Origin of the sequence: Streptomyces sp. NPDC018045, assembly GCF_044327445.1 — a bacterium.
GTDB lineage: Bacteria > Actinomycetota > Actinomycetes > Streptomycetales > Streptomycetaceae > Streptomyces.
In genome coordinates, this window is the sequence record NZ_JBIRFL010000007.1 from 295,025 (window position 1) to 309,722 (window position 14,698).

Annotated in this window: 15 protein-coding genes and 1 riboswitch; of the genes, 9 read left to right on the top strand and 6 right to left on the bottom strand. The window is 71.7% G+C overall.

The genetic code is table 11. The features are described from left to right. From ACH4EB_RS19695 to ACH4EB_RS19705, 3 genes are all read right to left on the bottom strand, one after another. Entirely contained in the window at positions 1–1,146 is a 1,146-nt protein-coding gene (locus tag ACH4EB_RS19695; protein WP_398348808.1) for a S1C family serine protease, read from the bottom strand. A gap of 88 nt (positions 1,147–1,234) precedes the next feature. After that, complete coding sequence (locus ACH4EB_RS19700; protein WP_398348809.1) at positions 1,235–2,305, bottom strand: LacI family DNA-binding transcriptional regulator; 1,071 nt, start codon at positions 2,303–2,305, stop codon at positions 1,235–1,237. A gap of 24 nt (positions 2,306–2,329) precedes the next feature. After that, positions 2,330–3,169, bottom strand: coding sequence for a response regulator transcription factor (locus ACH4EB_RS19705; RefSeq protein ID WP_398348810.1), 840 nt, complete (start codon positions 3,167–3,169; stop codon positions 2,330–2,332). 291 nt (positions 3,170–3,460) lie between these two features. On the opposite strand from ACH4EB_RS19705, the gene ACH4EB_RS19710 reads away from it, so the two are divergent. Beyond that, a complete protein-coding gene (locus ACH4EB_RS19710) occupies positions 3,461–4,321 on the top strand; it encodes an alpha/beta hydrolase (RefSeq protein WP_398348811.1) in 861 nt (286 codons plus the stop codon). Positions 4,322–4,430: 109 nt separating this feature from the next. On the opposite strand, the gene ACH4EB_RS19715 is transcribed toward ACH4EB_RS19710, so the two are convergent. Continuing rightward, positions 4,431–6,332 carry an ABC transporter ATP-binding protein gene (locus tag ACH4EB_RS19715; protein WP_398348872.1) on the bottom strand — a complete coding sequence of 634 codons (1,902 nt, stop codon included), beginning with the start codon at positions 6,330–6,332 and terminating at the stop codon, positions 4,431–4,433. A gap of 59 nt (positions 6,333–6,391) precedes the next feature. Next, positions 6,392–8,125, bottom strand: a complete 1,734-nt coding sequence (locus ACH4EB_RS19720; RefSeq protein WP_398348812.1) for an ABC transporter ATP-binding protein — start codon at positions 8,123–8,125, stop codon at positions 6,392–6,394. Positions 8,126–8,341: 216 nt separating this feature from the next. On the opposite strand from ACH4EB_RS19720, the gene ACH4EB_RS19725 reads away from it, so the two are divergent. The 7 genes from ACH4EB_RS19725 (at position 8,342) to ACH4EB_RS19755 (ending at position 13,186) form a co-directional block, all read left to right on the top strand. Then, the gene (locus ACH4EB_RS19725) at positions 8,342–8,587 is read left to right on the top strand and encodes a MoaD/ThiS family protein (RefSeq protein WP_398348873.1); all 246 of its coding nucleotides are present in this window, start codon (positions 8,342–8,344) and stop codon (positions 8,585–8,587) included. A gap of 8 nt (positions 8,588–8,595) precedes the next feature. After that, positions 8,596–10,107, top strand: a complete 1,512-nt coding sequence (locus ACH4EB_RS19730) for a hypothetical protein (protein WP_398348813.1) — start codon at positions 8,596–8,598, stop codon at positions 10,105–10,107. A 265-nt stretch (positions 10,108–10,372) separates the two neighbouring features. Further along, positions 10,373–11,083, top strand: a complete 711-nt coding sequence (locus ACH4EB_RS19735; protein WP_398348814.1) for a DUF2993 domain-containing protein — start codon at positions 10,373–10,375, stop codon at positions 11,081–11,083. A 253-nt stretch (positions 11,084–11,336) separates the two neighbouring features. Continuing rightward, the gene (locus ACH4EB_RS19740; protein ID WP_398348815.1) at positions 11,337–11,444 is read left to right on the top strand and encodes a putative leader peptide; all 108 of its coding nucleotides are present in this window, start codon (positions 11,337–11,339) and stop codon (positions 11,442–11,444) included. A 152-nt stretch (positions 11,445–11,596) separates the two neighbouring features. Next, entirely contained in the window at positions 11,597–12,442 is an 846-nt protein-coding gene (locus ACH4EB_RS19745) for a sulfurtransferase (protein ID WP_398348816.1), read from the top strand. Between the two features lie 55 nt (positions 12,443–12,497). After that, complete coding sequence (locus ACH4EB_RS19750) at positions 12,498–12,785, top strand: DUF1416 domain-containing protein (RefSeq protein ID WP_398348817.1); 288 nt, start codon at positions 12,498–12,500, stop codon at positions 12,783–12,785. A gap of 113 nt (positions 12,786–12,898) precedes the next feature. Next, positions 12,899–13,186, top strand: a complete 288-nt coding sequence (locus ACH4EB_RS19755) for a DUF3099 domain-containing protein (protein ID WP_030660506.1) — start codon at positions 12,899–12,901, stop codon at positions 13,184–13,186. Positions 13,187–13,218: 32 nt separating this feature from the next. Here ACH4EB_RS19755 and ACH4EB_RS19760 read toward each other — a convergent pair whose 3' ends face one another. Beyond that, on the bottom strand, positions 13,219–13,584 hold the full coding sequence (locus tag ACH4EB_RS19760) for a DsrE family protein (RefSeq protein ID WP_398348818.1): 366 nt from the start codon (positions 13,582–13,584) through the stop codon (positions 13,219–13,221). Between the two features lie 315 nt (positions 13,585–13,899). Between ACH4EB_RS19760 and ACH4EB_RS19765 the strand changes: the two genes are divergently transcribed. After that, positions 13,900–14,463 carry an FABP family protein gene (locus ACH4EB_RS19765; protein ID WP_398348819.1) on the top strand — a complete coding sequence of 188 codons (564 nt, stop codon included), beginning with the start codon at positions 13,900–13,902 and terminating at the stop codon, positions 14,461–14,463. Between the two features lie 23 nt (positions 14,464–14,486). Further along, a riboswitch (cobalamin riboswitch) is annotated at positions 14,487–14,618 on the top strand. Positions 14,619–14,698 lie beyond the last annotated feature (80 nt).

Below are 14,698 nucleotides of genomic sequence, written 5' to 3' on the forward strand. Positions count from 1 at the left end.
TCAGCTCTGGCTGCTGCCGCCCGCCCGCAGGTTGGCGAGGTCCGCCTTGACAGTGTTGATCGGGATGGCGAAGCCGAGGCCGACGCTGCCCGCCGAGCTGCTGCCCTGTGCGGAACTCGGCGAGTACATAGCGGAGTTGATGCCGATGACCTGGCCCTTCATGTCGATCAGCGCTCCGCCGGAGTTGCCCGGGTTGAGCGCCGCGTCGGTCTGGATGGCCTTGTACGTGGTCTTCGACTGTCCGGTGTCGCCGTTGTACTGGTTGCCGCCGAACTCGAACGGCCAGCCGGGCCCGCCCCGCTCCTGCTGCTGCCGGTCCTCGTCCTTGGGGACCGTCACATCGCGCTTGAGGGCGGAGACGATGCCGCTGGTGACCGAGCCGGTGAGCCCTTCGGGGGAGCCGATGGCCACGACCTCGTCGCCGACCGCCAGGCTGTCGGAGTTGCCGAGCGAGGCGGTGGTGAGGTTCTTGGCGCCCTTGACCTTGATCAGCGCGAGGTCCTTGTCCGGGTCGGTGCCCACCACGTCGGCCTGCTTCTTGCTGCCGTCGCTGAAGGTGACCTCGACCGAGTCCGCGCCGGCCACCACGTGGTTGTTGGTGATGATCTCGCCGTCCGGGGTGATGACCACGCCGGAGCCGGTGGACTCGCCGCTCGCCGTCCGCGCCTTGATCTCGACTATGGCGGGGGTGACGGCCTTGGCCACCGCGGAGACGCTGCCGTTGCTCTTCGCGGAGCCCGCGTTGACGGCCGGGGTGGTGGTGTTGGTCTGCGGCTGGTCCGTGACGCTGCCGATGAGGGCCGCGCTGCCGCCGCCTATCAGTCCGGAGGCGAGCGCCACGGCCGCGATCAGCGCGATGGGACGGCGGGCCCGGCGGCGCGGTGCGGGCGCGCCGGTGCCGGTGCCCTCCGGACCACCCGAGCCACCCGGACCACCCGGGCCGCCGAAACCGGCGGTGCCGCCGGGGCCGGCGGTGCCGCCGGGGCCGGCGGGGGTGCCGACCGCCGTCTGCGGCGCGGCGTACGGCGGGTGGGGCGGCGGCGCCGGGTAGTCCGCTCCGCTCGTCCCGCCCTGCGCCTGCGGCCCGTGGGCGTAACCCTGGTGCTGAGGTGTCTCGTCGCCGCTTCGGCGGTAGGTCTCGGTCATGTACCCGACTGTGCGAGCCGACCATGAGAACCGTCTGAGAACGCCCTGAGAGGCCCGACAGAAGTCGGTATGCCCGGTGTAAGGAAGATCAGCTACGGGGCGCGCGCTCGACGCTCGGCACCGTGCCGGCGGCGGCCGGTCCGCAGCCGCACGACCCCCGGACCACCAGCCGCGCCGGGAACAGCCGCAGCCGCTCGCGCCGCGACCCGACCACCCGCAGGCCGTCGTCCAGCACCAGGTCGACCGCCGCCCGCGCCATCGCCTCCCGGTCGGAGGCGACCGTGGTCAGCGGCGGGTCGGTCAGCGCCGCCTCCTTGACGTCGTCGAACCCGGCCACCGCCAGTTCGCCCGGTACGTCGATGCGCAGCTCGCGGGCGGCCCGCAGGACGCCGATCGCCTGGTCGTCGGTGGCGCACATGATGGCCGGCGGCCGGTCCGGGCCGGCGAGCAGTTCCAGGGCGACCCGGTAGGCGTCGTACCGGTTGTACGGCGCCTGGAAATACCGCCCTTCGAGCGACTTTCCGGACTCCTCCATCGCCCGGCGCCAGCCCTCCAGGTGGTCGGTCACCGGGTCACCGGACTTCGGGGTCTGCTCCGTGCCGCCGAGGAAGGCGACGTACGGGTGGCCGTGCTCCAGCAGGTGCCGGGTGGCCAACTGCGCGCCGCCGACGTCGTCCGTCATCACGGCCACGTCGTCGATGGCGTCGGGCCGCCGGTGCAGCAGCACCACCCGGGCGTCCCAGGCGTCGATCTCGGCCGCCGCGTGCTCGCTGGGCCCCTGGCTGATCAGGATCAGCCCGGCCACCCGCATGCCCAAGAAGGCGCGCAAATAGTGCACTTCGCGCTCGTCGAGGTAGTCGGCGTTGCCGACCAGGACCATCTTCCCGCGCTCGGCGGCCGCCTGCTCGACGGCGTGTGCCATCTCCGCGAAGAACGGCTGCCGGGTGTCCGGCACGATCAGTCCTATGAGGTCCGTGCGCCGGGACGCCATCGCCTGGGCGACCCGGTCCGGGCGGTACCCCAGCTCCTTGATCGCCGCGAGCACCCGCTCGCGCGTGGCCGGGGCGACCGGCCTCGGTCCGTTGTTGATGACGTAACTCACCACGGCGGTCGAGGTACCCGCCAGTTTTGCCACATCATCCCGCGTCACCTTGGCCACGCGCGGCAGTCTACGCGGGTGGCCTCAGCTCTCGGCAGGCCGAGCCGCGGCGGCTTCCCGCCCGGCACCGGCGCGTGAGGGCGCGGAGCGGCGCGCTCCGGCGCCCGCGCCGTCCTCCGGGCCGTCTCCGTTCGCCGCGGCCCGGCCGCCGTGCTTGCCCTGCGGCTCCCTGTCCTCCGTGCCGCGCTCGGGCTTCTCCGGCGTGACGAAGCGGTAGCCGACGTTGCGTACGGTGCCGATCAGCGCCTCGTGCTCGGGGCCCAGCTTCGCGCGCAGGCGCCGTACGTGCACATCGACGGTGCGGGTGCCGCCGAAGTAGTCGTAGCCCCAGACCTCTTGGAGCAGTTGGGCGCGGGTGAAGACCCGGCCCGGGTGCTGCGCCAGGTACTTGAGCAGCTCGAACTCCTTGAAGGTCAGGTCCAGGACCCGGCCCTTGAGCTTGGCGCTGTAGGTCGCCTCGTCCACCGACAGGTCGCCGTTGCGGATCTCCGTCGGGCAGTCGTCGACGGTGATCTGCTGACGGCCCATGGCCAGCCGCAGCCGGGCCTCGACCTCGGCGGGGCCCGCGGTGTCGAGCAGGACGTCGTCGATGCCCCAGTCCGCGGTGACGGCGGCCAGCCCGCCCTCGGTCACCACCAGCACGAGGGGGCAGCCGGGCCCGGTGGACCGCAGCAACTGGCACAGCGACCGTACGTGCGGCAGGTCGCGCCGTCCGTCGATCAGTATGACGTCGGCCCCGGGGGTGTCCACCAGGGCCGGTCCCTCGGCCGGGGCGACCCGGACGCTGTGCAGCAGCAGGCCGAGCGCGGGCAGCACCTCCGTCGAGGGCTGGAGGGCGTTGGTCAGGAGCAGCAGCGAACTCATCGCCGATCACCCGCCCGGGTACCGGCCGGCCGTTTACTGCCCTGTGTGTCCTGCACGCTTCGCTCGCCCATTACGTCTGGTTCCTCCTCGGTCCCTGCGAACGGGGCCCCTCCCATGCCCGCTCCTGGCCATGGGGGCGTATGCGGCACTGCTTCGTACGGGTGGCTCCCGGGACCCCTGGGGGCCCTGTGGAGCGCCGGTGTGCTCATCCGCGCGTGAACGCGGGTGAAAGCACAAAAGGACCCGGGGGCAACGCTGCCCGGATCCTTCTTGCCCAGCAGAATAGCCCACATGACTTCCGGACCCGAGGCGGATTTTGCGCGATCTTGTGTTCCGTCGATCACTTCGAGTGGCCGGCGCACGGTGTTGTTGACGGAGGACGGGGTCCGGATCGACGCCCTGTACACGCCTCCGCGCGCCCCCTCGGGCACCCCCTCGGAGGCTCCGGCCATCGTCCTCGCGCACGGCTTCACCGGGGCGCTGGAACGGCCCGCGCTGCGCCGCGCGGCCGCGGTCTTCGCCCAGCGTGCGGCCGTGATCACGTTCTCCTTCCGCGGGCACGGGCGGTCCGGCGGGCGCTCCACGGTCGGCGACCGGGAGGTGCTGGACCTGGCCGCGGCGGTCGGCTGGGCGCGCGCCCTGGGCCACCGCCGGGTCGCGACCGTGGGATTCTCCATGGGCGGCTCGGTCGTCCTGCGGCACGCCGCGCTCTTCCAAGGGGCGCGCGAGGGGCGCACGGATGCGCGTACCGACATGGTGGTGTCGGTGAGTGCTCCCGCGCGGTGGTTCTACCGGGGTACGGCCTCGATGCGCAGGCTGCACTGGGTGGTGACGCGGCCCACGGGACGCCTGGTGTCCCGCCTGGGACTGCGCACCCGCATTCACCCGGAGGACTGGGACCCCGTACCGCTCTCTCCCGTGGCGGCCGTCCCGCGCATCGCCCCGACCCCGCTGCTCCTCGTGCACGGCGACCAGGATCCGTACTTCCCGCTGGACCATCCGAGGATGCTCGCCGCCGCTGCCGACCCGGCGACCAGCGAACTGTGGCTGGAGCGCGGCTTCGGCCACGCGGAGAACGCGGCGCCCGAGGCCCTGCTCGAACGGATCGCGGCATGGACGGCCGAACGGGCCACAGCCCCGTACGGAGGCTGACGGCGACGCGCCGGGAAAGGGGCGGCGGCCCGCACCGGAAGGTACGGGCCGCCGCTCGCCACGTGCGTACGGGCCGGTGCTCACCGGCCCCCCGCCCGGCGCCGGGGACTCACTCCGCCTCCGCCAGCGGCTCCGCGAACTGCGCCGCGTACAGCTTCGCGTAGGCGCCGTCCGCCGCCAGCAGCACGTCGTGCGTGCCCTGCTCGACGATCGCGCCGGACTCCATGACCAGGATCAGGTCCGCGTCGCGGATGGTGGACAGCCGGTGCGCGATCACGAAACTGGTGCGGCCGGTGCGCAACTGCGCCATGGCGTGCTGGATGAGCACCTCGGTACGGGTGTCGACCGAGCTGGTGGCCTCGTCCAGGACCAGGATCGCCGGCTCGGCGAGGAAGGCCCGGGCGATGGTGATGAGCTGCTTCTCGCCCACCGAGACGTTGGCGCCCTCGTCGTCGATGACGGTGTCGTACCCGTCGGGCAGGGTGCGGACGAAGCGGTCCACGTGGGTGGCCTTCGCCGCCTCGATGATCTTGTCCATCGAGGTGCCCTCGGGCGCGCCGTAGGCGATGTTCTCGGCGATGGTGCCGCCGAAGAGCCAGGTGTCCTGGAGGACCATGCCGATGTTGGAGCGCAGCTCCTCGCGGCTCATCGCCTTGATGTCCACGCCGTCCAGGGTGATCCGGCCGCCGCGTACCTCGTAGAAGCGCATCAGCAGGTTGACCAGCGTGGTCTTGCCGGCGCCGGTCGGGCCGACGATCGCGACCGTCTGGCCCGGGTGGACGGCCAGCGACAGGTCGTCGATGAGCGGCTTGTCGTCCTCGTAGCGGAAGGAGACGTCCTCGAAGACGACGTGCCCGGTGACGTGCTCGGGGCGCTGCGGCCGGGCGTCGTCCGGCTCCTGCTCGTCGGCGTCCAGCAGCTCGAAGACGCGCTCCGCCGAGGCGACACCGGACTGCACCAGGTTGGCCATCGAGGCGACCTGGGTGAGCGGCTGGCTGAACTGCCGGGAGTACTGGATGAACGCCTGCACGTCGCCGATGGACAGCGCGCCGGAGGCGACCCGCAGCCCGCCGACCACCGCCACCAGGACGTAGTTCAGGTTGCCGATGAACATCATCGCGGGCTGGATGATCCCGGAGATGAACTGGGCCTTGAAGCCCGCCTCGTACAGCGCGTCGTTCTGCTTGCGGAACAGCTCGGCGGACTCCTTCTGGCGGCCGAAGACCTTCACCAGGGAGTGGCCCGTGTACATCTCCTCGATGTGCGCGTTGAGCCTGCCGGTGGTCTTCCACTGCTGGACGAACTGGGGCTGCGCCCGCTTGCCGACCTTGGTGGCGACGACGACCGACACCGGGACCGTGATCAGGGCGACCAGGGCCAGCAGCGGCGAGATCCAGAACATCATCGCCAGCACGCCGACGATGGTCAGCAGCGAGGCCACGATCTGGCTCAGGGTCTGCTGGAGCGTCTGCGCGATGTTGTCGATGTCGTTGGTGGCGCGGGAGAGGACCTCACCGCGCGGCTGCTGGTCGAAGTGGCGCAGCGGCAGCCGCGACAGCTTCTCCTCCACCTGCTCGCGCATCCGGAAGACGGTCCGCTGCACGACGCGGGTGGCGATCCGGGCCTGCACGAAGCCGAAGACCGAGGCGCCGACGTAGATCAGGAAGACCCACAGCAGAACCGTGCCGACGGCGCCGAAGTCGATGCCCTGGCCGGGGACGACCGGCATCGTGCCGAGCATGTCGGCCAGCCCGTTCTCGCCCTGCGCGCGCAGGTGTGCGACGGCCTCGGCCTTGCTGATGCCGCCGGGGAGCTGCCGGCCGACGACACCCGCCATGATCAGGTCGGTGGCGTGGCCGAGGATCTTGGGAGCCAGTACGGACAGCGCGACACTGAGCAGGCCCAGCGCCAGCGCCACCCACATGACCGCCTGTTCGGGCTTCATCTGCCGCAGCAGCCGCAGGCCGGAGCCCTTGAAGTCCATGACCTTCTCGGTGGGCTGGCCGCCCATCATGCGCGCGGGCCCGGCGGCCGGCGCCGGCCCGCGCCGCTGCGGGGCCTGTTGGCTACTCACGCCGCCTCCTGCTCGGTGAGCTGGGAGAGCACGATCTCCCGGTAGGTCTCGTTCTCCGCCATCAGCTCGGCGTGTGTGCCGGTGCCGACCACCCGGCCCTCGTCGAGGACGACGATGCGGTCGGCGCCGCGGATGGTGGAGACGCGCTGGGCGACGATCACGACGGTGGCCCGGTCGGTCTCCCGGGCCAGCGCGGCCCGCAGCGCGGCGTCCGTCGCGTAGTCCAGGGCCGAGAAGGAGTCGTCGAAGAGGTAGATCTCCGGCCTGCGGACCAGCGCCCGCGCGATGGCCAGGCGCTGCCGCTGCCCGCCGGAGACATTGCCGCCGCCCTGGGCTATCGGCGCTTCCAGGCCGCCTTCCATGCGCTCGACGAAGTCCCGGGCCTGCGCGGTCTCCAGCGCGTGCCACAGCTCCTCGTCGGTCGCGTCGGGGTTGCCATAGCGCAGGTTGGTGGCGACGGTCCCGGAGAAGAGGTACGGCTTCTGGGGTACGAGGCCGATGGCGGTGGCCAGCGTCTCGGGCGCGAGGGTGCGGACGTCCACGCCGTCCACGAGGACCGCGCCGCCCGTCGCGTCGAACAGCCGCGGCACCAGGCCGAGGAGGGTGGACTTGCCGCTGCCGGTGGAGCCGATGACGGCGGTGGTCTCGCCGGGGCGCGCGGTCAGCGAGATGTCCTTGAGGACCGGCTCCTCGGCGCCCGGGAAGCGGAACTCGACGCCCCGCAGTTCCAGTTCCCCGCGTCGGCGCAGCTCGGTGACCGGGGCCTTCGGCGGGGTGACGCTGGTGTCGGTGGCCAGCACCTCCTGGATGCGCTCGGCGCAGACCTCGGCGCGCGGCAGCATCATCACCATGAACGTCGCCATCATGATCGACATGAGGATGTACATCAGATAGCTGAGGAAGGCGGTCAGCGCGCCGATCTGCATCCCGCCGCCGTCGATGCGGTGTCCGCCGAACCACACGACGGCCACGCTGGAGACGTTCACGACCAGCATGACCAGCGGGAACATCAGCGACATCAGCCGGCCGGCGCGCAGCGACACGTCGTACAGGTCGTGGTTGGCGCCGGAGAAGCGCTCGCGTTCGTACCCGTCGCGGACGAAGGCGCGGATGACCCGGATGCCGGTGATCTGCTCGCGCAGCACCCGGTTGACGGTGTCGATGCGCTCCTGCACCCCGCGGAACAGCGGCCGCATCCGCCGGATGATCAGCGACACGAGGATCGCCAGGACCGGCACGATGACCAGGATCAGGCCGGACAGCGGCACGTCCTGGTTGAGCGCCATCACCACGCCGCCGACGCACATGATGGGCGCCGCCACCATCATGGTGAACGTCATCAGGACCAGCATCTGGACCTGCTGCACGTCGTTGGTGGTACGGGTGATCAGGGACGGCGCGCCGAACCTGCCCACCTCGCGGGAGGAGAAGGACTGCACCCGGTCGAAGACCGCGGCCCGGATGTCACGGCCCAGTGCCATGGCCGTGCGGGCACCGAAGTAGACGGCGCCGATCGAGCAGGCGATCTGCAGCAGCGTCACGGCGATCATGACGCCGCCGAGGCGCAGGATGTAGCCCATGTCCCCCTTGACGACGCCGCTGTCGATGATGTCGGCGTTCAGGGTGGGCAGATAGAGGGTCGCCAGCGTCTGGACGAGCTGGAGCAGCACGATCAGGGATATCGGGCGCATATGGGGCCGCAGATGCGCCCGCGCCAATCGGACCAACACCGTTCGAGCCTATGCGAGCTCTTACCCGCGGCAATCGAATTTCGCGGCGCCACTCGAACGAAGCAGGAGGTTTTGCCAGAACTTGTCCGGGCCGCCGACGGACTTGCCCGGAACGTGACCCGTCGCGGCGTACGCCATCATGGAGGCCCTGACGACGCACGACGCACGACGAACGACGACGAAGACGAAGAGGCCGCCGTGACAACAACAGGCACCGTGCGCTACTGGGCCGCGGCGAAGGCCGCCGCCGGCACCGCCGAGGAGCCCTACGCGGCGGCGACGCTCGCCGAGGCACTGGCCGCGGCACGCGCGAGGCACGCCGCGAACCCGGAGTTCGCCCGCGTCCTGCTGCGCTGCTCGTTCTTGGTGGACGGCGACCCGGTCGGCAGCCGCGACCACGCGGCCGTCCGGCTGGCCGAGGGCGGCACCGTCGAGGTCCTGCCGCCGTTCGCGGGAGGATGAGCGAGACCATGAGCGAGAACCAGCCGCAGCACCCGTACGGGTCCTACGACCCGTACCAGCCGCAGGACCAGCGGCAGCACCCGCAGCAGCCCGCGGCCGACCCGCAGGCGCCGTACGACGCGCAGGAGTCCTACGGGACCGGCGACGCGTACGGGGCGCAGGCGGCGCAGCCGTACGGCGGTCACGACGGCACGTACGGCCAGGCGGCACAGCAGGGCTACGGACAGCAGCCGCAGCAGCCGTACGGCCAGCAGGCATACGGCACTCCGCCGTACGGGCAGCAGCCACCCCAACCTCACCCCCAGCACCACCCCCAGCAGACCTACGACGCGTACGGGCGGCCGCAGCAGACCTCCTGGCCCGCGGCGGCCGGGCAGCAGCATCAGAGCGGCCAGTACGGACAGCAGGGCCAAACCGGTCGGTCCGGCCAGTACGCCACCGGACCCGACGGGCGGCCCGCCTACGGTCAGCACCCGTCCGGGACCTCCGCGTACGGGCCCGACGGCCACGCCACGGGCGGTGGCCACGAGGACCCGCCGACCCAGATCTGGACGGCGCCGACCTGGGACACCAGCGTCCAGCTCCCCGTCATGAGCGAGCCGGACCCGGCCGCACCGGACCCGGCCGCCGAGACCGCGTACCTGCCGAAGCAGAGCCCGGTCCCGGCCGCCGCCCGCGACCCGCAGCCGCGGGCGCAGTCCCGGCACCGGGCCGCGCCGGAGACCGAGCGGCCCGCGGCCGGGGCCACGCCCGACCCGGCACGGCTGGCGCCCAACCAGCGCGCCCGCGCCGAAGGCCGCTCGCCGATCATCCCGCCCGGCCTCCGGCCCGCCGCCCTCACCGCCGTGCTGGCCCTGCTCCTCGCCCTCGCCGCGCCGCTGCCCCGGGTCGCCCTGATGGTGCCGGTGGTGCTCCTCCAGGCCGTCACCGCGGCGGGCTGGTTCCGCCTCAACGGCATGTGGCCCGCCCGGCAGGGCATCGCCCTCGCCTTCCTCGCGGGCGTGACCACCGACATCGCGCTGCTCGCCACCGAACGCGAGCAGGCACCCGTGGTCGCCATCGGCACCCTCGGCGTCTGGTGCCTGTTCGTCCTGGTCCTCCAGCTCCGCAACCACGGCAGCGCGGACGAACGGATGTACGCGCTGACCGCCGGCCTGACCTCCACCGCCCTCGCGGTCCTGGCCGCCGGCCAGCTCGCCGCCGCGGCGAACGCGGTGACGGTGGGCTGCGTCGCGGTCGCCGTGACCACCCTCGCCCGCGCGCTGCCGCTGCCGCAGACCGCCTCACTCGTCGTCGCCCTGCTCGGCGGCGCCGGCGCGGGCATCGCGGCCGGCCAGCTCACCGGTCTGGGCGCGGCCGGCGCCCTGCTGGGCCTGGTCGCCGGCGGCTGCGCCCTGATCGGCCTCCGGGTGGCCAGCTACGACTATCCGTCCCGCTTCGTCCACATGACGGCGGGAGTGGCCCTGCCGCTGGCGCTGGCGGCCCCGGCGATCTACGTACTGGGGAGGGCGCTGGCGTAGGGGCGGTCGCCCCGGGCACCGGGCCGGGCCCAGCCGGCGGCAAGCCCGCCCGGCGGTCGAGGACACGGTGACCGGGCCCGGGACAGGCCGCGGCCCGCGGGCGTCCCCGGCCTTCCCGGAGCCGCCTCGCCGGGCGGCGCAGGCACCACAGGTCACGGAAAACCCCCGGCTCGCACGGGCCGGTTAGGCTCGATCACGACCGACCGGGGGTCCGACCCGGAAAAACCGGGCCGATATCGGCCCCACGCCTGGGGGTAGTGGTTCGATGCGCGCACTGCGAGTGCTGTTGGTGATCGTCGTGATACTCGGCGGCCTGTTCGTGGCCGCCGACCGCGTGGCCGTGAACATCGCCGAGGACAAGGCCGCTGACAAGATCCGCAGCAGCCAGGGCCTGGACCGTGCGCCGGAGGTGTCCATCACCGGCTTCCCGTTCCTGACGCAGGTCGCGGGCCGCAGCCTGGACCAGGTGGACGCCAGGATCGACGGTCTGAACGCCACGGCCGAGGGCCACACGCTGCGCGTGCAGGAGCTGACGGCGCAGTTCCACGACGTGAAGCTGACCGGCGACTACACCTCGATCGAGAGCGCCGCGAGCGCCACCGGCGAGGCCCGTATCTCGTACGCGGACCTGACCACCGCCTCGGGCAGGAACGTCAAGGTGAGCTACGGCGGGGAGAAGAACGGCAAGAGCCAGGTGAAGATCTCCCCGAATCTGCCGAACCTGCCGATGCTGAACTCGCTGGAGGTCACCGGCACGGTGAGCGTCGTGAACGGCGACACCGTCCGGCTGCGCGCCGACAAGCTCCCGGCCCTGTGCGCCCAGCTCTCGGCCTGCCGTGACCAGATCCGCGCGCAGACCGACCACGAGTGGAAGCTGAACCGGCTGCCCGGCGGCCTGAAGCTGGACAAGGTCGTCTCGACGCGCGACGGCATCTCGATCTCGGCCAGCGGCACGAACGTCAAGCTCCAGGGCTGACCCCGCCACCGGTGCCCGGCCGGGGCACCCCCCACCCCCGGCCGGCCGCCGACGGTACGGAACGCCATGAATCGGGCGGCGTCCGAGCACTGAGACGCCCCGTCCCGCACATCAGACCCACTCCGCCGCACGGCCCCGGCGGGTCACCCCGCGCGCCACCTCTCTTACTCCGCGTACCGCCATGCGGACTCGCACGTCTCACCATCCGACACGCCGGTGACACGTCCCACCGTCCCTCCCTACGATCGGTCGCATGCGGAGCTCTCTGAGCGGTTCCCGTCCGCGGGGACAGGCGAATCTCACGAAGCGGCGGGCAGTCGACCTGTGCCGCGTCGCCGCCATGCTCTGTCGCACTGTCTGACGGACGGCCTCTTTCCTCGTCTTTCCCCGTCTTTCCCCGTCCCCGCCCGGCCCACCCAGGCCGTCCCTGCCACTTCCCACGCAGCGCCGCGCCCCTCGCCGCAGCGCGCATCGGCGTACGCGTGCCCCGCAACTGCCCCGGAGGAGAACAACATGAGCCGTAGCGACGTCCTGGTGGACGCCGACTGGGCCGAGGCCCACATCGACGACCCGAAGGTGGTCCTCGTCGAGGTCGACGAGGACACCTCGGCCTACGACAAGAACCACATCAAGAACGCCGTCCGCATCGACTGGCAGAAGGACCTCCAGGACCCGGTGCGCCGCGACTTCGTCGACCAGGCGGGCTTCGAGAAGCTGCTCTCCGAGAAGGGCATCGCCAACGACGACACCGTCGTGCTCTACGGCGGCAACAACAACTGGTTCGCCGCGTACGCGTACTGGTACTTCAAGCTCTACGGCCACGACAGCGTCAAGCTGCTCGACGGCGGCCGCAAGAAGTGGGAGCTGGACTCGCGCGACCTGGTCGACGGCTCGCAGGTGCCGAACCGCGCCAGGACCGACTACAAGGCGAAGGCCCAGGACACCTCCATCCGCGCCTTCCGGGACGACGTCGTCGCCGCGATCGGCAGCCTGAACCTGGTCGACGTGCGCTCCCCCGACGAGTTCAGCGGCAAGCTGCTCGCCCCGGCACACCTGCCGCAGGAACAGTCGCAGCGCCCCGGCCACGTGCCGAGCGCCCGCAACATCCCGTGGTCGAAGAACGCCAACGACGACGGCACCTTCAAGTCGGACGACGAGCTCAAGGCCCTCTACGAGGCCGAGAACGTGGACCTGACGAAGGACACCATCGCCTACTGCCGCATCGGCGAGCGCTCGGCGCTCACCTGGTTCGTGCTGCACGAGCTGCTCGGCCAGAGCAACGTCAAGAACTACGACGGCTCCTGGACCGAGTACGGCTCGCTGGTCGGCGTGCCGATCGAGCTCGGCGCCGCCAAGTAGCGCACCGCCGCACCGCCTCCCTCCCGTACCCCTCAACCACCAAGGAAGTACCCCCATGTGTGGAGCCAAGGCCGGCGGCCCGGACGCTTCGGCCATCAAGCCGGGCGAGACCACGATCCAGGGCAGCGTGACCCGCGACGGCCAGCCCGTCACCGGTTACGTGCGCCTGCTGGACAGCACCGGCGAGTTCACCGCCGAGGTCCCCACCTCGGCGACCGGGCAGTTCCGCTTCTACGCGGCCGAGGGCACCTGGACGCTGCGCGCCCTGGTCCCGGGCGCGACCGCGGACCGCACCGTCGTCGCGCAGCACGGTGGCCTCGCGGAGGTCGCCATCGCCGTCTGACACCACGTACGCACGTACGGCCGCCGGGCCGCGCCCCAGGGGTTTGGACGCCTTCGCAAGGGGTGCGGCCCGCCGCGCTTCCCAGCCGCGGCGGCCGGATCTACGGTGGAACCATGTCCGCGCACCAGCGTCCGCCCGCGCAGCGCCGGCACCGCCGGTACTTCGTCCTGATGGGCGTGTGCATCGCCCTGTTCGTGCTGGCGTGGGGCGTCGTACGGCTGTGGTCCGTACCGGCGGCCGTGGCGATGTGCGTGGTCGCCATGGTCATCCCGCCGTTCGCGGCGATCATCGGCAACCGGCGGGAGCCGGGTGAGCGCTGGTGGGACGAGTCGGGCGACCCCGAGTCGGACCGGTGGTGGCGCGAGCTGGACGACCACGGCCCCGGCTCCGGCCGCCGCTGAGCCGTCCTCCGGCCCGCCGCCCTCAGCCGCCCTCAGTAGACGAGCGCCTGCACGCCGTCCGGCATGATCTCGCTCACGAAGACCTGCGCTCCGGCGATCCGGGCGCACTCGATGAGGTCCTTCTCGTCGATGTCCCGGCGGGCCGCGCACTGGGTGCACACGGTGATGGTGCCGCCGCCCGACACGATCCCGTCGATCAGGTCCGGCAGCGGCGCCGCGTGCGGCAGCTCGAACTCCGCCGCGCGCCCCGGCAGCGCGAACCACACCGACTCCCCGGTCAGCCACAGGGAGACGTGCACCCCGCTGGCCACGGCCACCGCCGCCACCGTGAACGCCTGCGAGCACCGCTCGGGGGCGTCCGACCCCGCCGTCACCTTGATCACCAGCTTCTTGGCCATACGGTCACTCTAGAACCGCGGCCCACGCCGCCGGTCACCCGGCGGGACCGACCTCACAGCGCCGCCACCGGCCATGCCGACTAGACTCGCTTCCGGTCCGTAACACCTCACTCCGTCCGAGGAGCGCGCTCGTGCTTGAGGCAGTCTTCACCACCCTGCTCGTCCTGGTCGCCGTCGGCGTCGTCGCCTTCGCCGGGCTGACCTGGAAGAAGCTGTACCAGGGCCAGCGCTGACTCCCGCCCGCCGCCCGCACCCCGGGTACGAGCGCTTCGCGCGCCCCTACCACCTTTTCCCCGATACAGATCGCCTGAGCTGATGATCGAGATCCCGTCCGACCTGAACCCGGCCCTCGTGCCCCTCGCCTTCCTGCTCGGCAACTGGGAGGGCGCGGGCGTCGCGGACTTCCCCGGTACCGAGAAGTGCAACTTCGGCCAAGAGGTCACCTTCACCCACGACGGGCGTGACTTCCTCGAATACACCTCGCACAGTTGGGTGCTCGACGCCGAGGGCAAGAAGGTCGCACCGCTGGAGACCGAGTCCGGCTACTGGCGCATCGACAAGGACCGCAAGGTCGAGATCGTGATGATCCGCGACGGCGGTGTCGCGGAGGTCTGGTACGGCGAGCTGGCCGACCAGAAGCCGCAGATCGACCTGGCGACCGACGCCGTGGCGCGCACCGCCGCCTCCGGCCCGTACACCGGCGGCAAGCGCCTGTACGGGTACGTGAACAGCGACCTGATGTGGGTCGGCGAGAAGGCCACCCCCGAGGTGCCGCTGCGCCCGTACATGTCGGCCCACCTGAAGAAGGTCGTCGACCCCAGCGAGTGGGCCAAGGACCTCAAGGACCTGCCGGACGACGGCATCGCCTTCTTCAAGTAGACGGCCTGCACGTCAGACAGCACACGCAAGACAGCACACACAGTCGCAGAGCGCCCCGCGGGGGAAGTCCGGTGAGAGTCCGGCGCTGACCCGCAACGGTGTGCGGAACGTCCGTTCCGCCAGCCCGATCACCCGCGGGGGCGCCCGTTCCTGACAACTCGCCGTGGACTGCGAGGGGACACCGCCGCCGGCCTCGCGCCACGCGCCGGCCCCTGACCGTACGGACACGGCCCGA